Annotated in this window: 19 protein-coding genes; 2 read left to right on the forward strand and 17 right to left on the reverse strand. The window is 65.3% G+C overall.

Annotated elements, in window-relative coordinates:
- Window positions 1–4: 4 nt before the first annotated feature.
- On the reverse strand, window positions 5–1,684 hold the full coding sequence (locus ACIQ51_RS06125) for a sigma-54 interaction domain-containing protein (protein WP_396204136.1): 1,680 nt from the start codon (window positions 1,682–1,684) through the stop codon (window positions 5–7).
- Between the two features lie 2 nt (window positions 1,685–1,686).
- Complete coding sequence (gene gcvT / locus ACIQ51_RS06130; protein WP_396204137.1) at window positions 1,687–2,799, reverse strand: glycine cleavage system aminomethyltransferase GcvT; 1,113 nt, start codon at window positions 2,797–2,799, stop codon at window positions 1,687–1,689.
- A gap of 204 nt (window positions 2,800–3,003) precedes the next feature.
- On the opposite strand from gcvT, the gene ACIQ51_RS06135 reads away from it, so the two are divergent.
- Window positions 3,004–4,407, forward strand: coding sequence for a rhodanese-like domain-containing protein (locus ACIQ51_RS06135; protein WP_396204138.1), 1,404 nt, complete (start codon window positions 3,004–3,006; stop codon window positions 4,405–4,407).
- Between the two features lie 23 nt (window positions 4,408–4,430).
- Here ACIQ51_RS06135 and ACIQ51_RS06140 read toward each other — a convergent pair whose 3' ends face one another.
- The 4 genes from ACIQ51_RS06140 to hslV form a co-directional block, all read right to left on the reverse strand.
- Complete coding sequence (locus tag ACIQ51_RS06140) at window positions 4,431–4,889, reverse strand: peroxiredoxin (RefSeq protein ID WP_396204139.1); 459 nt, start codon at window positions 4,887–4,889, stop codon at window positions 4,431–4,433.
- Between the two features lie 25 nt (window positions 4,890–4,914).
- Entirely contained in the window at window positions 4,915–5,841 is a 927-nt protein-coding gene (gene argF / locus ACIQ51_RS06145; RefSeq protein ID WP_396204140.1) for an ornithine carbamoyltransferase, read from the reverse strand.
- A 161-nt stretch (window positions 5,842–6,002) separates the two neighbouring features.
- Window positions 6,003–7,400, reverse strand: a complete 1,398-nt coding sequence (gene hslU, locus ACIQ51_RS06150) for an ATP-dependent protease ATPase subunit HslU (protein WP_396204141.1) — start codon at window positions 7,398–7,400, stop codon at window positions 6,003–6,005.
- A 1-nt stretch (window position 7,401) separates the two neighbouring features.
- Entirely contained in the window at window positions 7,402–7,947 is a 546-nt protein-coding gene (hslV, locus tag ACIQ51_RS06155; RefSeq protein ID WP_396204142.1) for an ATP-dependent protease subunit HslV, read from the reverse strand.
- Window positions 7,948–8,173: 226 nt separating this feature from the next.
- Here hslV and ACIQ51_RS06160 point away from each other — a divergent pair, with 226 nt between their 5' ends.
- Window positions 8,174–9,190: a threonine/serine dehydratase gene (locus ACIQ51_RS06160; protein WP_396204143.1), complete on the forward strand. Its 1,017-nt coding sequence runs from the start codon at window positions 8,174–8,176 to the stop codon at window positions 9,188–9,190.
- Here the strand turns inward: ACIQ51_RS06160 and ACIQ51_RS06165 are convergent.
- From ACIQ51_RS06165 to ACIQ51_RS06215, 11 genes are all read right to left on the reverse strand, one after another.
- Window positions 9,153–10,097 (reverse strand): tyrosine recombinase XerC, encoded by a 945-nt coding sequence (locus ACIQ51_RS06165; RefSeq protein ID WP_396204144.1) that lies wholly within the window; start codon window positions 10,095–10,097, stop codon window positions 9,153–9,155. The genes ACIQ51_RS06160 and ACIQ51_RS06165 overlap by 38 nt on opposite strands.
- Window positions 10,098–10,105: 8 nt before the next feature.
- Window positions 10,106–11,464, reverse strand: coding sequence for a methylenetetrahydrofolate--tRNA-(uracil(54)-C(5))-methyltransferase (FADH(2)-oxidizing) TrmFO (gene trmFO / locus ACIQ51_RS06170; protein WP_396204145.1), 1,359 nt, complete (start codon window positions 11,462–11,464; stop codon window positions 10,106–10,108).
- A gap of 46 nt (window positions 11,465–11,510) precedes the next feature.
- The gene (gene topA, locus ACIQ51_RS06175) at window positions 11,511–14,039 is read right to left on the reverse strand and encodes a type I DNA topoisomerase (protein WP_396204146.1); all 2,529 of its coding nucleotides are present in this window, start codon (window positions 14,037–14,039) and stop codon (window positions 11,511–11,513) included.
- A gap of 4 nt (window positions 14,040–14,043) precedes the next feature.
- Window positions 14,044–14,448, reverse strand: coding sequence for a DUF494 family protein (locus tag ACIQ51_RS06180; RefSeq protein ID WP_396204147.1), 405 nt, complete (start codon window positions 14,446–14,448; stop codon window positions 14,044–14,046).
- Between the two features lie 27 nt (window positions 14,449–14,475).
- Window positions 14,476–14,991, reverse strand: a complete 516-nt coding sequence (locus ACIQ51_RS06185) for a shikimate kinase (RefSeq protein ID WP_396204148.1) — start codon at window positions 14,989–14,991, stop codon at window positions 14,476–14,478.
- A 29-nt stretch (window positions 14,992–15,020) separates the two neighbouring features.
- Window positions 15,021–16,217, reverse strand: coding sequence for a chorismate synthase (aroC, locus tag ACIQ51_RS06190; RefSeq protein WP_396204149.1), 1,197 nt, complete (start codon window positions 16,215–16,217; stop codon window positions 15,021–15,023).
- Between the two features lie 74 nt (window positions 16,218–16,291).
- Window positions 16,292–18,706: a YncE family protein gene (locus ACIQ51_RS06195; RefSeq protein WP_396204150.1), complete on the reverse strand. Its 2,415-nt coding sequence runs from the start codon at window positions 18,704–18,706 to the stop codon at window positions 16,292–16,294.
- Between the two features lie 21 nt (window positions 18,707–18,727).
- Complete coding sequence (locus ACIQ51_RS06200) at window positions 18,728–20,881, reverse strand: AMIN domain-containing protein (RefSeq protein ID WP_396204151.1); 2,154 nt, start codon at window positions 20,879–20,881, stop codon at window positions 18,728–18,730.
- On the reverse strand, window positions 20,881–21,384 hold the full coding sequence (locus ACIQ51_RS06205; protein WP_396204152.1) for a hypothetical protein: 504 nt from the start codon (window positions 21,382–21,384) through the stop codon (window positions 20,881–20,883). The genes ACIQ51_RS06200 and ACIQ51_RS06205 overlap by 1 nt, the downstream gene beginning before the upstream one ends.
- The gene (locus ACIQ51_RS06210; RefSeq protein ID WP_396204153.1) at window positions 21,381–22,001 is read right to left on the reverse strand and encodes a type 4a pilus biogenesis protein PilO; all 621 of its coding nucleotides are present in this window, start codon (window positions 21,999–22,001) and stop codon (window positions 21,381–21,383) included. The genes ACIQ51_RS06205 and ACIQ51_RS06210 overlap by 4 nt, the downstream gene beginning before the upstream one ends.
- A 7-nt stretch (window positions 22,002–22,008) precedes the next feature.
- Entirely contained in the window at window positions 22,009–22,776 is a 768-nt protein-coding gene (locus tag ACIQ51_RS06215) for a PilN domain-containing protein (protein WP_396204154.1), read from the reverse strand.
- Window positions 22,777–22,788: the final 12 nt, after the last annotated feature.

A 22,788-nucleotide genomic window follows, 5' to 3' on the forward strand; every position in this document is an offset into this window, starting at 1 on the left:
CCCCTCAGGTGTGGTCGAGGCTGACCTCCCCCTCCAGCCCCTCCAGCCCCTCCAGCCCTCCCTCCCCCTCATAATCCCGAAGCTTCCGATAGAGCGTGCGTTCCCCAATGCCAAGCAGTTCCGACGCCTTGCGACGATTCCCCCTGGTGTCGCGCAGGGCCCCCAGGATGGCCGCGCGCTCGATTTCCGCCATGGTCATCCCCGGACCCAGGGTAATGACTGTGGCCGGCGGGCTCTGTTCCCGCGGCTCGATCCCGCGCACCATGCCGTACGCCTTGCTCGACAACACCTCCGCACCTGGCGCCGACGCGACCGCCCCAGCGCTCGGGCGCCCGTCGCCCACCCATGCAGCTGGTGACGGGGGGACCTCGACGTCCATGCGGCGACGGAGCTCCTCAACCTGCAACTTGAGCTCGACAAGCGACCGCACGATGAACTCGAGTTCGCGCCCCTGCGCTCGCTCGCTCCCCTGCACCATCGGCCCCACGTGCACCGGAAGCAACCGCCGCCCGCCCCCATCGCGAATCGCGCGGGGAATATCGTCGGCCACGATCTCACGCCCGTGCGCAAGCACGACCATGCTTTCCACGAAATTGCGCAGTTCACGCACATTGCCCGGCCACGGATACTCCACAAGCAGATCGAGCGCCTCGCCGCTGATCCCGTTGAACTCGCGATCGTGCATGGCAGAGAATTCGGTGACAAACCGCCGCACGAGCAGCGGAATGTCTTCACGACGCTCGCGCAACGGCGGCAGATACACGCTGAGCACGTTGAGTCGGTAGAAGAGGTCGGCGCGGAATCCTCCCTCCTCGACATGCTCCCGCAAGGGACGATTCGTGGCCGCTACGACCCGGACATCTACGGGGATCGCCTGGCCACCACCGACACGGGTCACCTCTCGTTCTTCGAGCACACGCAGCAGTTTGACCTGCGTGCTCGGCGGGATCTCCCCGATCTCGTCGAGAAACAGCGATCCGGTGTCGGCGAGTTCGAACCGCCCAAGACGTCGCTCAGCAGCGCCGGTGAACGCGCCCTTTTCATGCCCGAACAGTTCGCTTTCGAGCAGGGTCTCCGGCAGCGCTCCGACGTTAACGGCAATGAACGGCTTGCCGCGGCGCGGACTGAGGCGATGTACGGCGCGAGCAACCAGCTCCTTCCCGGTGCCGCTCTCACCTTCGATCAAGACCGTGCTCGTCACGGGAGCGATCTGCTCCACCTTGACGAGGACCTCACGGACGGCGGCACTCTCGCCCACAAGGCCGGTCGCTTCGGCCAGCCGATGTCGATCGAGGCGGCGGCGGATGCTGTCGACCACGTCGTCGATCACCACGGGCTTCGGCCACGTTTCAGCGTAGCCCACGTCCCGCAGCCGCTCGAGCATGAGTGGATCGGTCACATCGGTGAAACCGATCACCGCGACATTGTCCCAGAGGAGATGCCGCACCAGTGCGGTATTGGCTGGATCGAGCAGCGCACCGGTGAGGACCAGCACGGTAGGGCGCGCCCGGCGAAGATCGCCGCGCACATCATCCATTGGCGAGACCGTGACCGTCTCCACTCCCTGCGCCTCGAGCGCTGCGTTGAGGCGCACCGCCGGCTCGACGTCGGTCATCAGGATGGCGACCACGCCGGCGGCGCTGTCGTCCACGCCACCGCGTCGTCCCGACGGACGCGCACGCATACTCACGCCTTCCCCGGTCGCTTGTAGAAGGGCAGCTTCACCACACGCGCCGGGACGTCCTTGCCGCGGATTTCCACGACAAAGGTGGCCCCCTCAACCGCCGCCGCCGACGGCAGGTAGCAGGTGCCGACGGGGATGCCGAGCGTGGGGCTCATGGTACCACTGCAGACCTCGCCCACCTTGACCCCGCCGTAAATCACGGGATAGCCGTGGCGGGGGATGGCACGCTCATCAAACGTGAAACCCACCAGCTTGCGGTCGGTCCCCTCCTGGTGCTGACGGATGAGGACCTCCTTGCCGAGGAACGGCTCAGCTTTGCCCAGCCTCACCAGCCACGTGAGCCCCGCCTCGATTGGCGTGGTACGATCGTCGAGTTCGTTGCCGTAGAGACACATGCCGGCCTCAAGCCGGAGTGAATCACGGCAGCCTAGTCCCGCCGGCGTCACCTTCCCGGTGGCCATCACCGCGGCCCAGACCTTCGTGGCCTCGGCCTGATCGAAATACAGCTCGAATCCAAGTTCGCCGGTGTAGCCGGTGCGCGAGATGATGCACGGGACGCCGGCCACCGTGCCCTCGGTGAACCAGTAGTACTTGATGCCGTCGAGCGGCACGTTGGCGAGTGCGGCGACGATCGCCGGCGCCTCCGGGCCTTGGATGGCAAGAAGCGCCGTCTCGTCGGAGATATCGGTCATCGTGCAGTCAAAGCCGGCACGATGTGCCTCGAGGTGCGCGAGATCCTTCTCGCGGTTGCTCGCATTGATCACGAGCATGAGATGGTCGGGGAACCGATAGACGAGAAGGTCATCGACGATCGTGCCGTCGGCCCGGAGCAGCGTGCTGTATTGCACCTGCCCGATGCCAAGTGCGGCCACGTCGTTGCTGGTCACCGATGACACGAACCGGATGGCGTCGGGACCGCGCACGATCACTTCACCCATATGGGACACGTCGAACATCCCGCACGCCTCGCGGACGGCCTTGTGCTCGACGGTGATGCCGGTGGGGTACTGAACCGGCATCTCGTAGCCGGCGAAGGGGACAATCTTGGCGCCGAGGGCGACGTGCACCTCATGGAGCGGCGTTCGCTTGAGGGCGCCGGAAGCTGGAGCGGTCATGGATGGGATCGGAGAATCGTGCACGGCGACGGTGCGTCTACCGGAAGATGCTCAAATTGGCAGACCAATGCCAGAACTGCAGCACCGAATCGCCGTGGCCACGTGCGGCCAGACGTTGCCCCTGTCAGATATTTGCTATTAGTTATATATGAATATCACAGGCCGCAGGCGGCCGCCCCAATGGCCCGACCCAGGAGACGTGCAATGCTCGTCCGCCAGAGCTTCGACCCCGCCCTTGCCCAGTATGCGTACCTCATCGGATGCCCGCGCTCCGGCGAGGCGATCATTATGGATCCCGAGCGCGATATCGACCGCTACTATGCGCTTGCCGCGAAGCACAAGCTGCGGATCGTGGCGGCCGCCGATACGCACATCCATGCCGACTATCTCTCGGGGCTCCGGGAGTTCGCCGAACGTGGGGTGCGCGTGTATGCCAGCGATGAAGGTGGCGCGGAGTGGCGATACCAATGGCTACTCGACTCCAGCTACGAGTACCGCCTGCTCAAGCACGACGATCGCTTCCAGGTCGGCAACATCGAGTTCGTCGCGGTCCACACCCCGGGACACACCCCCGAGCACCTCTCGTATGAGGTGATCGATCACGGCAGCGGCGCAACGGATCCGATCGGGATCGTCACCGGGGACTTCGTGTTCGTCGGCGATCTCGGACGTCCCGACCTGCTGGAGGAGGCGGCGGGAGTGAGCGGCACCATGATCCCCAGCGCGCAGCAGCTGTATCAATCGGTCAAGCGGTTCCGATCGCTGCCGGAGTACACACAGGTATGGCCGGCACACGGTGCGGGCAGCGCGTGCGGCAAGGCCCTGGGTGATGTGCCGTCATCGACGGTCGGCTACGAGTTGCGCTTCAACCCGGCCATCCGCGCGGCGAGCGACGAGACGGCCTTCATCGACTACATCCTCAGCGGTCAACCGGAGCCGCCGCTCTATTTCGCGCGGATGAAGCGCGACAACAAGGTCGGCCCCAAGGTCATCGGGGCAGTGCCAAGTATTCCACACCTTGGGCAGAAGGAACTGCGCGCCCGTGCGGGTGACCGCACCGCGGTGGTCCTTGATACCCGGTCACGAGCGGAGTTCCTCACCGCGCACCTCCCTGCGTCCCTGCTGGCCGACTGGAGCTACCAGTTCGTGAACATCGCCGGCTCGTACGTGGAAGAGGGGACCGCCATCTACCTCCTCATCAACGACCGGCACGTCGAGGAGGCTGTGCGCCTGCTACTACGCATCGGCCTCGACGACATTCGCGGGTACTTCACGCCAGCCGACTTCGCCGAGTATACGGCGCAGGGGGGAGCGGTCACGTCGATGGACGCGATCTCGATGGCCGAGATGGAGCAGCGCCGCACCGACGGCGGCGTGCGGATCCTCGACGTGCGCGGCAAGGCAGACTTCGACACCGCGCACGTACCCGGGGCGCAGCACATCCCCCACACCCGCTTGTTGCCTCGCCTCAAGGAGCTGGCCAACGATCAGCCGGTCCTGGTGCACTGTGCGAGCGGCACCCGCTCTGCGCACGCCGCGGCATTCCTGGCGCGGCGCGGCTACCACGCGGTGACGGTGGCCGACGCGTTCACGAACTGGCACCCATAACCGAACGTCATCGGGCACGCCGTTCAGCCGATCATCGCTTCCACTTCGGCGGCGTGACCGGCCGGCTTCACCTTCTCGAACACCTTCACGATGGTGCCGGTCGGATCGATGACGAACGTCGTGCGTTCCACGCCCATGTACTTCTTGCCGTACATGGACTTCTCCTTCCACACCCCGTATGCCTGGAGGGCAACCTTCTCCTCATCGGCAACGAGGGTGAACGGCAGGTCGTACTTGGTCTTGAACTTTTGGTGCGACTTTACGCCGTCGGGGCTGATCCCGAGGATGACGGCGTTCTTGCCACCGAAGCGTGGAAAGGCGTCGCGGAACTCGCACGACTCCGTAGTGCATCCCGACGTATCGTCCTTGGGGTACGCATAGAGCACCACCCACTGACCGCGCAGCGACGACAGGGTGAGCATATCGCCCGTCTCGGTGGGAAGCGTGAAATCGGGAGCGGGCTGACCGGCGGCGATGGGCATATGTGGGTCTCGGTATTGTGACGCGTTACAGGGGCTCGTTCCCCATGAGGGCGGCCATGATGGCCTTCTGGATGTGGAGCCGGTTCTCGGCTTCGTCCCACACCACGCTCTGGGGTCCGTCGATAACCTCGGCGGTCACCTCTTCGCCACGATGGGCGGGGAGGCAGTGCAGGAAGATGGCGTGCTTCGCGGCGCGAGCCATGAGGTCCCCATCCACCTGATAGAGCGCGAACGCCATGGCGCGGCGCGCCTGTTCCTCCTCCTGCCCCATCGACGCCCAGACATCGGTCGTGATCACGTCACACCCGTCGACGGCTTCCCGCGGATCACGCAGCAGCTGCACATCGGCATGCGACGCGGTGGCGGCGGCGAGGAACGACTCGTCGGGGTCGTACCCCTCCGGACAGGCTACGCGAAGGGAAAAGCCCAGATGGGCGGCCGCCTCAATCCACGAATTGGCCATGTTGTTTCCGTCGCCGATCCACGCGACCTTCCTGCCACGCACGTCGCCGAGGTGCTGCTGAATGGTCAGCACATCGGCCAGGACCTGACAGGGATGTGAGAGGTCCGTCAGGCCGTTGATGATCGGGATACTCGCGTATTGCGCGAGCTCCACCACATCCTGATGCGCAAAGGTGCGGATCATGATCCCCTGCACATAGCGCGAAAGCACGCGCGCCGTGTCGGCGATAGGCTCGCCCCGGCCGATCTGCACATCGCGAGGGGACAGGAAGTGCGCGGTGCCACCAAGCTGAATGGCCCCCACCTCGAACGACATGCGCGTGCGGGTGGACGACTTCATGAACAGCATGGCGAGTGCCTTTCCGGCAAGTGGCCGGGCGTCGTACTTCCCCGTTCGCATCCGCTCGGCGAGGTCGAGCAGGGCGAAGGTTTCGGCCGGTGAAAAGTCGGCGATGTTGAGGAAGTCGCGGTGCGGCTGCACAGTGTGCATGGGCGCCTGTATTGCTATGCCATCCGGGGAACGGAAAGCAGACGGCACGGCCGGGGGGCCGTGCCGTCTGCGGGGACCTCTGGGAACATAGCGGACCACGCTCCCTGAGGGGAGGGTGGAACCGCCTCAGCGGACGGGGCATCCGTGGCCGGATGCGCGCCTTACAGGATGTACTTCCGCAGATCCTCATCCTCGCTGATCGGGCGGAGCTGTTCGCGCACCATGTCGGCATCCACGGTGACTGGCGCCGTGCCGCGGTCCGGCAACTCGTAGAGCACGTCCTCGAGCAGGGTCGTCATGACCGTATGCAACCGTCGCGCGCCGATATTCTCCATCCGTTCGTTGACGCGCGTGGCCACGCGAGCAAGTTCGGCGATCCCGTCGGCGGTGAAGTCGAGCGCGGCGCCCTCGGCGGCCACGAGCGCCGCGTACTGCTTGGTGAGTGCGTTTTCCGGCTCCGTCATGATGCGCACGAAGTCGGTCTCGGTGAGCGCCTTGAGCTCCACGCGAATCGGGAAGCGCCCCTGTAGCTCTGGGATCAGATCGCTGGGTTTGCTCACATGAAAGGCGCCAGCCGCAACGAACAGGATGTGGTCGGTTTTCACCATGCCGTACTTCGTTTGCACGTTCGATCCCTCCACGATCGGCAGCAGATCGCGCTGCACCCCCTCACGCGACACGTCCGGGCCACCACCGTGCCCCCGCTCCCCAGCGATCTTGTCGATCTCGTCGAGGAACACGATACCCATGGCCTCGGTGCGCTCGAGGGCGTCGGTGGTGACATCGTCAAGGTCGATGAGCTTCTCGAGCTCCTCGTCGAGGAGAATGCGACGCGCCTCGCTCACCTTGACGGTGCGGCGTTTCTTCTTTTTCGGCAGCATGTCGCGGAACCACTCCGCCATGCTCTCCATGCCGTCGGGGGCACCCGGCATGGCGCTGCTGGGCAGACCGGGGCCGGACTGCGTGACGTCGATCTCCAATTCGCGCCCATCGAGCTGGCCATCGAGCAATAGGGCCTTGAGCTTTTCGCGCGTGCGCTTGTACCGCTCGACGGCTTGCTCGTGCTCGGCATGGGCGTCGGCTGAGGCTTCAGCCACGAGCGCTGGGGGCTTGGGGAGCAGGAGATCGAGGATGCGCTCGTCTACCTTCTCCACGGCGAGGTCCTCAACCTCTGCCTCGCGCTCGGTACGTACCATGTCGATCGCGTTCTCCACGAGATCGCGCACCATACTCTCCACGTCACGCCCCACGTAGCCCACTTCCGTGAACTTGGAGGCCTCGACTTTCACGAAGGGCGCCCCCGATAGCTTGGCAAGGCGGCGGGCAATCTCCGTCTTCCCCACACCGGTGGGGCCGATAAGGATGATGTTGTTTGGCGCGATCTCCTCGCGAATCGACTCGGGGGCTCGCTGGCGACGCCACCGGTTTCGCAGGGCGATCGCCACGGACTTCTTGGCTGCGGACTGTCCCACGATGTAGCGATCCAGCTCCGCGACGATCTGTCGCGGCGTGAGATCAGCGAGTCGGGCGATGGCCTGCTGTGTACGTGGTGACGGCATGTCAGGCAGTGGGTTCCAGCACCGTGATGTGGGTGTTGGTGTAGATGCAGAGCTCACCGGCAATGGTCAGTGCCTTGGTCACGATGTCACGAGGGGACAGCGTGGTCTCCCGCAGGAGCGCGCGCGCCGCCGCCTCGGCGTAGGGGCCACCCGAACCGATCGCGAGGATGCCATCATCGGGCTCGATGAGTTCCCCGTTGCCGCTCAGCATGAATCCGTGGTCGTGGTCAGCCACAATGAGCATGGCCTCGAGCCGACGCAGTACGCGATCGCTGCGCCATTCCTTGGCAAGCTCCACCGCGGCGCGCGGCAGGTTACCCGGATGTCGCTCCAGCTTCTCCTCGAATTTCTCGAAGAGCGTGAGTGCATCGGCGACCGATCCGGCGAAGCCGGCCACCACACGACCGCCCTTGAGGACGCGCACCTTTACGGCGCTGTTCTTCGCTACGGTGTGGCCGATGGACACCTGCCCATCGCCACCGATGGCAACACGACCGTCTCGGCGGACGGCAAGGATGGTGGTGGCGCGTATCTCGGGGAGCGGCATGGCAACGCATTCCAGGCAAGGGGCGAACAGAGGGCCGCATCGGCGACGTCGCGTGGAAACATACGACGCGCACCGGTGGAGTGACACACGTACGGCGGACCCCGATACCCGGCGTGATGGCCCCTTGCCAAGCGCCCCCGATGTCCCGCAGCATAGAGCCATGCTCGTGCCACGCGCTGGCGGCCCAGCGCGCAGATGCCATCCCCGCCCTCCTGCCCCGCCCGCCGTGCCGCACCCGGTCACCTACGACGATATCCGTGCAGCGCGGGAACGCCTGCGCCCGTTGCTTGAACCCTCGCCGATCCGCCATTACCCGCTGCTCGACGAACTGGTGGGGCATGGCATTCGCGTACTCGTGAAGCACGAAAACCACCTGCCCACGGGAAGTTTCAAGGTGCGCAACGGGTCCGCGTCGATCACAGCGCTGACCGCGGAGCAGGCGGCCCGCGGCGTGATCGCCGCCACCACGGGCAATCATGGTCTGGGGCTGGCGTGGGCCGGCGCTGCGCGGGGGGTGCCGGTCACGGTGTGCGTGCCCAAGGGGAACAACCCGGAGAAGAACGCGGGGATCCGATCCTACGGTGCCACGTTGATCGAAGTGGGTGAGCGCTACGACGAGACGGTGGTGGCCTGTCAGGCGATCGCGGACGAGGAGCAACGCACGCTCGTGCATTCCACGAATCATCGCCCCGTCATTGCGGGCGCAGGCACGATGACCGCTGAGTTTCTGGAGCAGGCCCCGGAGCTCGAGGCGATCGTAATCGCGCTGGGCGGTGGCTCGCAGGCGGTGGGTGCCCTCGTGGTCGCCGCCGCCGTGAAACCGTCGCTCGCGGTGTATGCGGTGCAGAGTCAGGGGGCGACGGCACAACACGACGCATGGCGTGACGGGAATACCCGACGCAACGCGCCGGTGCAGACGTTCGCCGAAGGCATCGCCACGGGCTCGACCTACGAGCTCACGTTCGAGACCCTGCGCAGCGGCCTGTCTGACTTCGTGCTGGCCAGCGACGCGGAGATTGCGCAGGCCGTGCGAGACCTCTGGTCCACGACCCACAACCTTCCCGAGGGCTCGGGCGCCACGGGGCTGGCGGGGCTGCGACGGATGGCACCGCACCTTGCCGGCAAGACGGTGGGGATCGTGATCTGCGGGGGGAATCTCGATGCAGCGAGAGCGGCGGTAATTCTCGGCGGTGGTACGCCGCTCGCTATGCCCGCGGGTGTGCCTGCCGGTACACCTTCTTGAGGCGCTCGACGCTCGTGTGGGTATAGATCTGGGTGGTGCTGATGCTGGCGTGCCCGAGCAGCTCCTGCACCGCGCGCAGGTCGGCGCCGGCATCCACCAAGTGGGTGGCGAAGGTGTGACGCAGCGAGTGCGTGGTGAGATCGGCGCCTTCGCCGACGGCGTCGAGGAGTGATACCATGGCGTGCTGCACCGCACGCACGCTGATGCGCGTCCCGCGCTCGCTGAGAAACACGGCGCCGCGCGCCAGCCGGCCAGCCTTCACACCGCCGAGCTTCTGCAGCAGCGCATCGCGCTTCACGAGATAGTTGCGGAGCGCGCGCTGAGCGTGGTCCCCAAGGGGCACAATGCGTTCCTTGCGGCCCTTCCCGCGTACCTTGATTTGCTGCGACACGAGGTCGAGGTCCTGGAGGTCCGCGCCGCGGAGCTCCGAGAGACGCAGACCGCTCGAATAGAACAGTTCAAGCATCGCGAGGTTGCGCACGTCGGTAAACTCGAGACTTTGCGCACGCGTCGTGGCATGCTGCAGCAACGTGTCCGCCTGCTGCCGATCGAGATAGGCCGGCAACGTGCGTGGCAGCCGTGGCGTCCCCACGGCGCGTGCCGGGTTCACGTCCACCCGTTCATCGCGGTGCATCCAGCGATAGAAGCTCCGCACGGCACTCAGCTGGCGGGCCAAACTGCGTTTGGCGAGTCCCCGACGCGTGAGATGCGCCATGTAGCCGCGCACGCTGGTGCGCGTGATCTCGTTCCAGTCCCACCCATTGATGCCGTATGTCTGCGCGAGCCAGCTGCTGAACTCACGCAGGTCACGCGTGTACGCCACGAGGGTATTGGGGGAGAGATCCCGCTCTTTCTCGAGATGCACGAGGAACTCGGCGATCTCGGTGGGCAGGGGCATCTCCGCCATCCCGGTGCTCACGCCGCGCTCACCGCCGATACCGCGTGCAGATCACGCCACGCCGTCATCGAGGACAGCCCTCGTTCGGCGAACAACTCGCGCTTCCGGGTCTTGTCCTTGAGCACCTTGGCCGGTACGCCCTCGAGATCGTCGAGCAGACCGAAGTTCGCGTTCATGGGCTGGAAATGCTTCGGGTCGGCCTCCCGCAAATAGCGATAGAGCGCACCCATCATGGTGGTGGGTGGGGGGACCACGGGCTCCTCGCCGCGCAGCATGCGTGACAGGTTGATGCCGGCCAACTGCCCGGTAGCGCTGCTTTCGGTGTAGCCCTCGACGCCGGTGATCTGTCCCGCAAAGAGCGTGGTGGGCGCAGCGCGCAGCGCCAGATGCGGTGTCAGGGCAGCGGGCGCGTTTACGTACGAGTTGCGGTGAATGCTCCCGTACCGGAGGAACTCCGCATCGGCGAGACCGGGAATCATGCGGAACACGCGCGCCTGCTCTGGAATGCGCAACCGCGTCTGGAAGCCCACCAGATTCCACATGCGCCCTGCACGGTCCTCCATGCGCAGCTGCGCCACGGCCCACGGCTTGGTATCGGTACGCGGATCGCGCAGCCCGATCGGCTTCATGGGACCGAAACGCAGCGACTCACGACCACGCCGCGCCATCTCCTCGACCGGCATGCACCCTTCGAAGTACGGGACGCTGTCGAACTCGTGCGCCGTGAACTGGTCGGCGGTGGTGAGCGCATCGATGAACGCTTCGTACTCATCGCGCGTGAACGGGCAGTTGAGGTAGGCGCCCTCCTCCCCCGCGCCTTCCATCGTCTCCTTGCCCCAGCGCGAGGCCCGGAAGGCGGTGCCCTGATCGACTGATTCGAAGCTCACCACGGGCGCGATGGCATCGTAGAAGGCCAGTGACTCCACGCCAAGGCGTGCGCGAATGCGCTCCGCCAGCACATCGCTGGTGAGCGGCCCGGTGGCGACGATCCCAATCTCCGGGATCTCACCCATCTCCTCACGGGTGACCGTGATGCGCGGATGCGCATGGATGCGGTCGTGCACGCCCTGCGAGAAGATCTCACGGTCCACGGTGAGCGCGCTTCCGCCAGGCACACGCGCCTCATCGGCACAGGCCAGGATCAACGATCCGAGCGTCCGCATCTCGGCCTTGAGAAGGCCGTGTGCATTGCTGGTCTCGGTGCTCTTGAACGTATTGGAGCACACCAGCTCACCGAGCTTGTCGGTGCGGTGCGCGGCGGTCCCGCGGACCGGACGCATTTCGTGGAGGACCACCGCGTGGCCACGCTCCGCCAACTGCCAGGCGGCCTCGCTTCCGGCGAGACCGCCACCCACTACATGCACTGGCTTGCTCATACCTCAAGATAGCGTCGTTCCGTACCGACGGAACGGCGCCAGCGGATTACGCGACCTCCGCAACCTCGGCGTCGTCCGGCGAGGCCACGTCCCATTCGTTCGTGCACTTGAGGCACTTCCGGAAGGTCCCGCGCGTCTTGTTGCTCTTCGCCTCGGCGCCCACGTTCCCACACTCGGGACACGGCTCGGCCACCGGCTTGTCCCACACCACGAAATCGCAGTTGGGGTAATTCTCGCACCCGTAGAACGCCTTCCCGCGCTTCTTTGAGCGACGCTCGGCGATCTCCCCACCATCCTTGGGACACTTCACACCGGTGGGCATGCTGCGCGTGCCGCGGCATTTGGGGAACTTGCTGCACCCCAGGAAGTCGCCCGAACGGCCGTGACGCACCACCATGGGTGCACTGCACTCCTGACACAGATAGCTGGTCAGTTCCGCCGGCTTCTTCTCACCCTTGATGGGACGCGTGTACTTGCACGCCTTCGGGTGGTTTTCGCAGGCTACGAATGGGCCGAAGAAGCCGCCCTTGGCCACGAGCCGGCCACCGCAGTCGGGACACTTCTCCTGCGCGAGCGCGGAGAGATCGTATGCCTCGCCGATCAGGGCATCGAGATCGTTGTCGTTGAGCGTGCGCTGGAACGGCGTCCAAAAATCACCAAGCGCGCGCACCCATTCGATCTCGCCATCGGCGATCTTGTCGAGCTCCTCTTCCATCTGGGCCGTGAAGCCCACGTTGAACACCTGCGGGAACTTCTTCACCATCACCTTCTCCACCGTTTCGCCAAGCGGTGAGGGGAAGAAGCGACGCTGCTCGAGCGCCACATAGCGGCGTTCGGCAAGCACCGAGATGATGCTGGCGTACGTGGACGGACGACCAATGCCGAGGCGCTCGAGCTCCTTTACGAGCGACGCTTCGGAGAAACGTGGCGGCGGCTCGGTGAAGTGCTGCGTGGGGGTAATGGCCCGGACCGGTACGCGTTCGTCGAGCTCGAGCAGCGGCAACGCCTGCTCGTCCTCAAGCGCTTTGCTGTCCCCCTCTTCGCGCGCCTCGCGGTACAGAGCGAGAAAGCCCCGGAACTTCACCACCGACCCGGTGGCCCGGAACAGGTAGGTGCGCTGCTCGAGCGGGATATTGAAGTCCACCGTGGTGGTATCGAACACCGCCGGCGCCATCTGGGATGCCATGAAGCGCTGCCAGACCAGCTGGTAGAGCTTGAACTGGTCGGCGGTGAGGTACTTCTGCACCGCCTCGGGTCGACGGGTGGGGTCGGTTGGGCGCACGCCCTCGTGGGCGTCCTGGGCGTTGGCCTTCCCGCTCGGATAGAGCTGTGGCTGAGCCGCGAGGTACTCCTCGCCGAACTGCGCGCGAAGCGCTTCACGCGCGGTGTTGGCCGCATCTTCCGACACGCGCGTGGAGTCCGTACGCATGTACGTAATGAGACCCGTCGCACCGTCGATCCCGATGTCGATGCCTTCGTACAGGTCCTGCGCGAGCCGCATGGTGCGCTTGGACCCGAACCCCAACTTCTTGGCCGCTTCCTGCTGGAGGGTTGACGTCGTGAAGGGCGCCGACGGATTCTTGCGACGTTCGCGACGTTTCACCTCGGTGACGACGAACTCGCTGCACCCCTTGAGGTCCTTGAGAATGCGCTCGGCTTCCGCACCGTTGGGAATCTCCGGCTTCTTCCCGTCGACGTGGTGCAGCTTGGCCGTGAACGGCTGTTGCCCCTTGAGCAGATCGGCCGTGATGCTCCAGTACTCGACCGGCGTGAACGCACGAATCTCACGCTCGCGTTCGACGATCAGCCGCAGCGCCACCGTCTGCACGCGACCAGCGCTGAGCCCTTTCTTGACGGTCTTCCAGAGCACCGGGCTGGCCTTGTAACCGACCAGGCGATCGAGGACGCGACGCGCTTGTTGCGCCTCAACTTTCTTGTTGTCGATCTCCATGGGCTTGGCCATGGACTTGTGCACGGCGTCCTTCGTGATCTCGTGGAACATCACTCGGCGAATGGGCGCCGAGACGGCATGCCGCTTGGGCTGTGTGAAGTACTGCTCCACATGCCAGCCGATCGCCTCCCCCTCGCGATCAGGGTCGGTGGCGATGAAGATCTCCCGTGCGCCCTTGGCGATCTTCTTGAGGTCGGTGAGGATGTCCTCCTTCCCCTCGATGGTCACGTACTCCGGCGCGAACCCATGATCGATATCGATCCCCAGCTTCTTGGCGGGGAGATCGCGCACATGGCCCACGGTGGCGCGTACGGTATACCCGCGCCCGAGGTACTTGCCGATCGTCTTGGCCTTGGCCGGCGACTCGACGATGACGAGCGACGTCCCGCCAGCCGGCGGCGACTCGAGCTCCGCCTCGATCTCGTCAGCGGCGATCCGGCTGGTCGCCTTTCGCGACACGGCCTTTTTCGCGGCCACCTTCTTGGCCGCCGCCTTCTTGGCCGCCGCCTTCTTGGCGGGAGCCTTCTTGGCGACCGTTGTCACCGCCGTCTTGGTGGTGGTCTTGGCGGGGGAAGTGCGTACCGCCTTCTTCGCCGTTTTGGTTGCTGCCTTCTTTGTTGGCATCAGCTCAGTGAATCAGGGGGCGCTCGCCGCCCATGGCGCCATCATCCAGCCCGGCATCGTCCGCCAAGGCGCGGAGATCTGCCAGCGAGATGCGGCCGTCGACATGGATCAGCGCCCGCTCCACCAATTGCTCGAAATCGTTGAGGGTCACGACACCGGAGGCGTACAGCGACAACAGGTAGCCCCAGGCCTCGATCGTGAACCGGCCGCGCTCGTGGGGGCCCTGCACGCGCAGGGACGACTCACGAACGCCGTCGGCGCCGGCCCAACCCGGACTCGGCGCAATATCGGTATACAGAAGGGAAAGAATCTCACCGATTTGTCGCCGGTCGTATCCTTTGGACGACAGGTATGCCTCCACCTCCACCACATCGGTGTCGGCAGCAAACCTTTCGCGCAATTCGTCCAAGACCGGCGCCCATCGATCGTCCATTTCCTAACCTATCTCCGGCGTCCCCTCATGGGCAAGCGCCACAATGGAATCCGTAAGCTGTTGCGAAGAAATGACTTCCACGTCAAGCTCCGCGTCGGCCCTACTATATAGGGCCGCACGTACCTCCCACAGCGCTTGCATCGTCACGGCTGGGTCGGCGTGCTGCATCAGCGGTCGCACGGTGCGCGAACGGGAGATCCGACGGAGCGCCTCGGTCGGGGAGACCTTGAGGTGGATGATGCGCCCCGGGGGTCGCAGGAGCGCCATCACCCCCTCGTTGGTCACCCACCCACCGCCTGGCGCCAGCACCATGGGCGGCGCCCCGGCGAGTTCCCGCGTCAGCTCGACCTCAAGCGCCCGAAAGGCGGCCTCACCGCGCTCGGCGAAAATCCGGGACACAGACAGACCGGTACGGCGCTCGATCTCCTGATCAAAGTCCAGAAACGGACGTCCCAGCCGCTTCGCCACCTGACGCCCCAGCGTGGACTTGCCGGCACCGGGAAGTCCTACGAGCACCACGTGCCCGTCGATCTGGCGCGACGGGACGGTCAGCGGTCGACCCGCTCGTCAAGACGAGCGAGGTACGCGTCGAGATTGCGGCGCGTCTCCGCCAGAGAGTCGCCGCCGAATTTGGCGAGGAGGGCGTCGGCCATCACGAACGCGGCCATCGCCTCGGCGATCACACCCATGGCCGGGACCGCCGTGACATCGCTCCGCTCAGCCACCGCCTGGGCCGCCTCACCCGTGACGGTATCGACGGTGCCAAGTGGCCGCATCAGGGTACTGATCGGCTTCATCGCCACCCGGATGACCAGTTCCTCCCCGGTGGTCATGCCGCCTTCCGTCCCCCCGGCCCGGTTGGTCCGGCGTCGCACGTGACCGGCGCGGGTCCGCCCGGGGGCCGCTTCGATTTCGTCGTGCACGTCGGCCCCGGTGCGACGCGCCGCCTCAAAACCCATACCGATCTCCACACCCTTCACGGCAGGGATGGAGAGCATGGCCTGCCCAAGCTTACCGTCGATTCGCGTGTCCCACGACACATGCGAACCGAGGCCCACGGGAAGTCCGGCAACCACGACCTCGCAGATGCCACCGAGGGTGTTGCCGTCCGCTTTGGCCGCATCGATACGTGCGATCATCTGCGTTTCCGCGTCGGCGTCGAGTGTACGTAGCTGCGACGCATCAGCGGCGGCATTGAGATCCGCGGGGAACACCTCGGGGCGGCGCGCATCGATGCCGCCGAGGTGCACGAGATGCGAGCCGATCTCCACACCTACCTCGCGCAGCAGCACACGGCAGATGGCGCCCGCTGCCACCCGCGCCGTGGTCTCACGGGCCGACGCCCGCTCGAGGATGTCGCGCGCATCGGTGCGATCGTACTTGAGAATGCCGGTCAGGTCTGCATGGCCGGGGCGCACCCGCGTAACGTGGCGCTTGCGCAGCCCATGCGCGTCGCCGTCGCGCGGCGCCGGATCCATGATCTCGCGCCAGTTTGCCCAGTCGCTGTTGCGAATGAGCATCGAGATGGGTGACCCGAGCGTCTCACCGGCGCGCACGCCGGACAGGAATTCGATGCAGTCGGTCTCGATCTGCATCCGTCGGCCGCGGCCGTATCCCTGCTGCCGACGCGCGAGTTGCTGATCCACGTCGGTGGCCAGCACGGGTACTCCCGCGGGCATCCCTTCGAGCACGGAAACGAGCGCCGGGCCGTGCGACTCGCCGGCAGTGGTGAACCTGAGAGGCATCCGGTGAACGTACCGCGACCCGCAAACGGAGACAATTGGCGAGGGGCGCGCATCCGACAGCGCGCCCCGGTCACTCACTGGCAGGTTGTCGTGGCATTGTCCGGCAGTGCCACGAGCGTCACTCCACGGACGGTTGCTCCTACGAGCACCAGTTGGCCGTTGGGACGGACCGTGGCGCGAACTGGTCCGATGATCGGGTCGCGAATCGGGATCGTGGCGACCTTTCGGTAACAGAAGGTGTCAAACACGTCGATCACCGGTTCGCTCGAGGCGACGAAGGAGAGGCGCGTCCGGAGGGGGATGGCGTTCACCCCGGTGTTGAGCGGGTGAAAGTCGAGGCCGCCGGCACTCGGCCGACTCTGCAGGATACCCTGCAGCCGCAACGCGTTGTCAAAGAGGTAGGTCGAGTCCCCCTTCACCGCGTTGAGCTCACCGTCGAAGTTGATACCCACCCCCTGAACGCGGGCGAAGGTATTCGCAATGAAGTCCGTCACGTCGACGGGGCGCGACACCCCGCGGTCGATTACGGGAATCGGCGGCGTGGTCTCGAAACCGCGCGTCACATCGTACGTGAGGGCACGGCTGCCACGCACCGGTCCACCCTCCCCCATCACCACCCGCCGGAAGTTGCCGGAGTTCCGAACGAAGGTGGTATCGCGGAATGCGAGCTGGTCGAGACGGGCCACGATGGAATAGCTGTAACTGCTACCATCGCCGAGTGTGACGCGCTGCCGAGCGGGCAGGAGAACCGAGTCCGCTCCCACCCCACCGGCCGCGTACCGCTCAATCTCCAGCGTATCGGCGCGGTTCGCCGTCTGGCCCATGGCCTGTTCGAAGAAGAAATGCGAGGACTGCCTATTCAGGTTTTCCCAGCGCAAGGTCCCCTGATTGGGAAACGGCGTGCTCTGTCCGGGGGTGGGCGTGGTGGAGTAGACCAGAATCACGTCGCCGCAGGCGGCGCCAGCGGCCACCGGTCCCGCACAGGTCGTCGCGACGAACTGTGGCCGATCACTGAAATCGTACGCGGTGCGCTGCGTGATGATTTGATCGGTCTGCGCGGCACGGACGCTCGTGATCGAATACACCATGATGTTCGGCAGCGGATAGCGATACACTTCCCGGCCGGTAGCACCGGCATTGAGGTTCACGTAACTGATGTTCGTACCACCGGAGTTCGCGATGAGCAGCGTATCCCCCATGACGCCGTCGCGATTGCGCGGCCAGGCAGCAAGGCCCCACGGGCGTGAACCAACGGCGATCGGCGTGCGGAAGGTACTGTCCGCGAGATTGAAGACTTCGAGCCAGTTGCGCTCGATGTTGGTGAGATAGAGGCGGTCGGTACGCGGCACGTAGAGCGCGTCGGCGATCTGGCCTCCCGCAGGGAGTGGGTTGGTGTAGCCGGCCACCACCTGCACCGTGTCGGCCCGAAGCGCGCCGGACCCGTAGCGCGCCACATCCCGGCGGCCGTTCGCATTGCGCGCGAAGCCGGCCACGGTAACGGGCGTCGGAAACACGGTGGCGGGAATTCGCGCTCGAAAGGTGCGAACGAGCGTGGAGAAGGCGCCCGTGGCGCTCACCGAATCTGCTACCAGGATTTGGCCCGCCAGCGTGCGCACTTCGTAACCGATCGTGGCAATGCCTACCGGGTCGGTGGCCTCCACGAAGATCGTGTCGCTCAATTCGACGCGTGGCGAAACACCGGTCCGTACCACTGGAATGGTGTTCGCGCTAACCGGACTTTGCACCGCATAGGGGACCGCGATCCCCAGCACCCGCTGGTTGAGCGAATCGGTCACGAACGGCGTCACGCTAATGGTCGCCCCGCGCACTGAGTCGGGGATGGTGAGTGTATCGAGAATGGCAATCGAGTCACGGAGCGGCGAGGCATACACCAGCGAGTCGGCTACGGTGTACGCCCCGCTGATCTGGTACCCAACCGTGCGGACCCTGTAGCGTGCCTTCGCGGAGAGCGATAGCACCAGCGCTTTCCCACTCACCACGGGCGAGTTGGCGACTGGGCTGGTGATAACGGCCTGCGGCGGCTCGAGGTTGCCCACTGTGAGCGCAACGACGGCCGTATCAGACACGTTGCCGGCACCATCAGTAGCCACGGTGCGCGCATTCACCGTCGCACCGATCGGCGCGTTACTCGGCACCTTCACGGTGACGTTGAAGGCCAGTGATGTCACCGCACTCACCATCACGGTGTCGTATGCCGCGGTGATCCCACCGGCAAACAGGAGGCGCACCCGCTTGAGCCCCACGTTGTCCGTGGCATTGACGGTGACACTGAGCAACGTGTCGGCCACGACATTGCCTTTTGCAATGGAAACGCGGGGCTTGATCTGATCGCGGAACGGGGGATCGATCACTTCGTCGCCACTGCAGGCGCCGAGCAGAGCCAGTGCCGCAAGAGCGGCCGCCCGCGGCAGGGTGCGCCGGTACGGCGTGGGGCGCGCCGCCGCGCACCCAATGGAAACGGAGAGCATGTCGAAATTCTCCTCGTCGCGTCAGCGGCCCGGGGGTGGCGTGACGTCGTCGTCCAGAATGTGCGGCGTAACCAGAATCAGCAGGTCGCGCTTGGTTTCGTTCTTGGAGTTCTGCGAGAACAGGCGCCCCACGAAGGGGAGGTTCATCAGGACGGGAATGCCGCTGCGGAACCGGGTCGTTTCCGTCACCGTGAGCCCGCCGATCACCGCCGCCTCACCATCGGCAACCAGCACCTGAGACTCAGCGCGTTGCCGATTGAAGATCACCCCCACATCGGTCTGCGAGATCTCCGCACTGGAGTTCTCGGCCTTGATGCTCATGAGGACCATCTTGTTGTTGGTGATCTGGGGGGTGACCGACAGCTTGATCCCCGCCTCCTCCTTCGATACCGCAGCGCGAGGGAAAAAGGCCGCTGCATTCGGCGCCTGCGCGCCCGCACCGGCACCCGCGCCGCCCCCTCCCCCCCCCTGCGCCCCCTGCCCGCCCGCATCGATCACGCGGATCGGGATTTCCTGGCCCACGAAGATCTCAGCGCTGCGGTTATTCAGAATCGTGATACTCGGCTCCGATTGGACATCGGCCAGCGATGACGTTTGCAGCGCGTTGAGGAATGCCGTCAACTGATAACGGCCGAGGGCGGTGCTGTAGATCAGATTGAGCGCGTTCGGCTTGATCGCGTTGTTGGCGTTCGCGATCCCGGCGATCGCATTGCCCCCGAGGGCGATGCGGGCTGGGCTCTGGAACGGTGTGCCGCCACCCGTCGCGTCTGGCACGCCGTCGCCATCGGTGTCGATCGGCTGCAATGTGCTCGGATCGGTCCGCGGCACGAGTTGCTGAAAGAACTGCTTGTTGCCGGTACCGAGATCGTAGGCGAGGCCGATGTCCTGAATGCCTGTCCGGTTCACGAAGATGATCTTTGCCTTGATCGCGACCTGCCGGGTGCGGATGTCGAGCTGCTGAATGCGCGACACGATCTCGGGAAGGCGCGACGGCACCTCGGTGATGATCAACTTGTTGGTGGCACTGTCAGCAGCCACCGAGCCGCGCACCACACAGCCTTGGCCACCCATCTGTTGCTGCGCGCTCGCGCTGGTACCGCTACCGCCACCCTGATTCATCGGCAGACCGAGATCACGGCCGGTCTGCATCGTGCTCAGGCCGGTACAGTCACGTGCGAGGAGCGCCTGTACCGTACCCCGCAGGACACTGGCCTTGGCGTAGTTGATATCGATGACCTGAGTGATCAATGGCTCGAGCGATTGGTTGGACGCGAGGTTGCGATAGCTGTCGACTGAGATGATCCCGCTGGCATCTTCGGTGGCGGCGAGCCCCTGCGACTGCAAGATCGCCTGCAGCGCCACGTCCCACGGCTTGTCGGCGATATCGGCAGTGACTGTGCCATCCACGTCCTTGCCGACAACGATGGTGCGCCCAGAGAAGGTCGCAAAGGCGGCGATCACATCACGGATATTGGTGCCATCATAACTGACGGTGATGCGCGGCTTCTGCTGCTGACGGCGCGCGGCGCTGATCGACGCCACCGATGCCGGCGTGCGCGGCGTGAGCATATCGAGGGTGGCGTCCGAATGCTTGACCGGTTCCGCGCTCTGTAGACCGCCCATGCGGGCGGAATCATTCGGTGCGGCGGGGGGCGCACCCCCTGCTGCCAGCGGCGCATCGAGACGACCAGTTGTGACCGCCGCGTCCCCGGCGCCCGGACGCCCTTCAGTCCAACGGGCGAACTGCGAGGAGGGCCCCTCAATACTGATGCGGACGCTGTTGCCATCCCGCTCGACGGTGTACGCGTGGGCACCATCGAGATCGAGGACGAGGCGGACCGTGTCGGCGCGGAACTGCGAGAGGCGCACATTGCGGACGGCGCCGCGCACGCGGCCGTCGTACCGTGACGGGATACCGAGGATGGCACCGCCGAGATCAATGACGATGCGCGCGGGGTTGTCGAGCGCGAAATGCTGCAGCTCCGCGGTCGCATCCACGTCGATTGTGATCGCCGTCCCGGCGGGCGCGGGCGCAACCTCAACCGCCCGGACGCGGCCACGGATGGTCTCATCGATGGTGATAGCGGTGTTAGCCGAAAGGACGGTACCTTTCGCGGACGCGGGCGCGCCGGAAAGAAGGATCGCGGCAATCACCGTCACGGTGGTCGGTCCCATCAGGGGTTCCTCACTTTCGTCGTGTCACTGCTCAGCGGCAGCGTTTCCTGGCGATTGAAGCCGAATTCTTCGATGGTGAACTGCACCGCCTTCTGGCGGATAGCACTGACCCGGAGACGGCCAAGCTGCTGACCCACCCGTACCCGGTACTGAGTGCGGGAGAATGTGTCGCGGAGGATGGCGACCGAGTTGTTCCCTTCAGGATCGAAAGCCACGGCTGTGAGGCGAAGATCGCTCAAGAGCGGCCGCACCTCGCTGCTCGACATGAGTGACTTGTACGGATCACGCCGACCACCACCGCTGTAGCTGAAGATCTCACGGTTCAGCGTGATCTCCGTGGGCAGGACCTTCGCCACCGGCGTGGCGGTGGGGGTGACGACTGCCCCCATGGTGCCGGCTGATTCTCCACGCACCGACCGGATCGGCGGCGACTGCGCACTGAGCAGGGCCGCTGAACCGCTCGACGCGGCTAATAGGGTCAGACACAAGGCAGGCCATCTCATGACGTGCGCTCCCTTAACGTGGACGCGGTGGGTGCCGTCTTCTCCACATACGCCTGCAGCGTCACCGTGGCCGCGAGTGCGCCCTTCTCAGACGTGCGCGCCTGCGCGCGCTGCGCGTTCGCCGAGCCCTGAACGATGGAGAAGTTCACGGGCGCCACGATACGGGGAAGCGATCCCACGTTGGCGAGGAACTCACCAAGCTGGTGGTAGCCACCGATGATTGTGACGGTGTAGCGATACGCATCGAACCGATCCCCGAGAATCACGGGCTCGGGGACCACCCCACCCACATCAAGGCCGGCACGCCGCGCCGCTGTGCTGACCTCCTCGAGAAGGGCGGGCACTTCGTTGCCGGTTGGGACGAGACGACGCATGACGGTGAGCGCTGAGCGGTTCACGGCGGCTTGTACGCGCAAGTCGTCGATACTACCGCTGGCGAACTCACGGGCGGCCTTCCGGTTGGCATCCTCTAGCTCAGCCACATGCGCCTCGCCGAGTACGATCTGTTCGCTCTGCGACGCGTAGGGGTACATCCAATAGAGCACCGCAAGTGCGATCGCCGAGCAGCCGATCAGCAACTTGATCTGGTCTCGCTGGGTGGTGGGGAGGGTTGCCATGGAGGACTCAGCGGACAGGGACAACGAGCGGGGCCGTGACCACGACGCCCGGGGGAGGCACTTCGTATTCGGCGCTCAGCTCGAATTGCGTGACGTCCTTGCCGTCGACAATCACGATTTCAGACCTGGCGAGCATGACCCGCTGGAGAAAGGGTGAGCTTTCGAGCTGACGCATGAACATCGTGAGCGCCTGGATATCCACCGTCTGACCCACGAGGCGGAACCCGAGCGGCGGGTGAATGGCAATCGTATCGGCCGTCATGATGCGCGCGCCGGCTTTCGTGGCCGCGGCACCGGCGACAGGCACCGGCGCTTCACCATGCGCTGCCAATGTGTCGGCACCTGGCGGCGCAGGCGCCTTCGTGGTTTGCTCGATGATTGTGAGCCACGTGTATGCGGGGAGCGCACGGCTCACTTCATCGAGGATGTGCGCCCAGTTGTACCGGCTCTCGTCGATGGTGCGTATGATCGAGAGCTGTCGCAGTACCGAGTCGCGCTCGGCGGTCAGTTTGCGGCGTGCGGCGAGGACCTTGGCATAGCGCGTGGAATCCCGTGAGGCCTTGTCCATGCGGACCGCGAGTTGGCCAGTGCGCGCGCGCTGAACAGTGTACAGCGTACCAACCGCCGCCATCGACATGACCACGCAGGCGGCGGCCGCAATGAGAAATGGGTCGCGGATGCCTGACCCGAACGAAGGGAGCACACCCGCCAGAGTGAAACCGCCGCGGCTCTTTCCCTTCGTGGCTCCGGGCAGAAGGTTGATTTCGAGCATCATGGGTCGTTGCCC

It is taken from the genome of Gemmatimonas sp. (assembly GCF_044344655.1).
Classification (GTDB): Bacteria; Gemmatimonadota; Gemmatimonadetes; order Gemmatimonadales; family Gemmatimonadaceae; genus Gemmatimonas.

Bases quoted from the DNA above. Each gene is read 5' to 3' on its own strand.
- ACIQ51_RS06125 (WP_396204136.1), bottom strand. From the start codon at position 1,684: ATGCGTGCGCGTCCGTCGGGACGACGCGGTGGCGTGGACGACAGCGCC.
- gcvT (WP_396204137.1), bottom strand. From the start codon at position 2,799: ATGACCGCTCCAGCTTCCGGCGCCCTCAAGCGAACGCCGCTCCATGAG.
- ACIQ51_RS06135 (WP_396204138.1), top strand. From the start codon at position 3,004: ATGCTCGTCCGCCAGAGCTTCGACCCCGCCCTTGCCCAGTATGCGTAC.
- ACIQ51_RS06140 (WP_396204139.1), bottom strand. From the start codon at position 4,889: ATGCCCATCGCCGCCGGTCAGCCCGCTCCCGATTTCACGCTTCCCACC.
- argF (WP_396204140.1), bottom strand. From the start codon at position 5,841: ATGCACACTGTGCAGCCGCACCGCGACTTCCTCAACATCGCCGACTTT.
- hslU (WP_396204141.1), bottom strand. From the start codon at position 7,400: ATGCCGTCACCACGTACACAGCAGGCCATCGCCCGACTCGCTGATCTC.
- hslV (WP_396204142.1), bottom strand. From the start codon at position 7,947: ATGCCGCTCCCCGAGATACGCGCCACCACCATCCTTGCCGTCCGCCGA.
- ACIQ51_RS06165 (WP_396204144.1), bottom strand. From the start codon at position 10,097: ATGGCGGAGATGCCCCTGCCCACCGAGATCGCCGAGTTCCTCGTGCAT.
- trmFO (WP_396204145.1), bottom strand. From the start codon at position 11,464: ATGAGCAAGCCAGTGCATGTAGTGGGTGGCGGTCTCGCCGGAAGCGAG.
- topA (WP_396204146.1), bottom strand. From the start codon at position 14,039: ATGCCAACAAAGAAGGCAGCAACCAAAACGGCGAAGAAGGCGGTACGC.
- aroC (WP_396204149.1), bottom strand. From the start codon at position 16,217: ATGCCTCTCAGGTTCACCACTGCCGGCGAGTCGCACGGCCCGGCGCTC.
- ACIQ51_RS06195 (WP_396204150.1), bottom strand. From the start codon at position 18,706: ATGCTCTCCGTTTCCATTGGGTGCGCGGCGGCGCGCCCCACGCCGTAC.
- ACIQ51_RS06200 (WP_396204151.1), bottom strand. From the start codon at position 20,881: ATGGGACCGACCACCGTGACGGTGATTGCCGCGATCCTTCTTTCCGGC.
- ACIQ51_RS06205 (WP_396204152.1), bottom strand. From the start codon at position 21,384: ATGAGATGGCCTGCCTTGTGTCTGACCCTATTAGCCGCGTCGAGCGGT.
- ACIQ51_RS06210 (WP_396204153.1), bottom strand. From the start codon at position 22,001: ATGGCAACCCTCCCCACCACCCAGCGAGACCAGATCAAGTTGCTGATC.
- ACIQ51_RS06215 (WP_396204154.1), bottom strand. From the start codon at position 22,776: ATGATGCTCGAAATCAACCTTCTGCCCGGAGCCACGAAGGGAAAGAGC.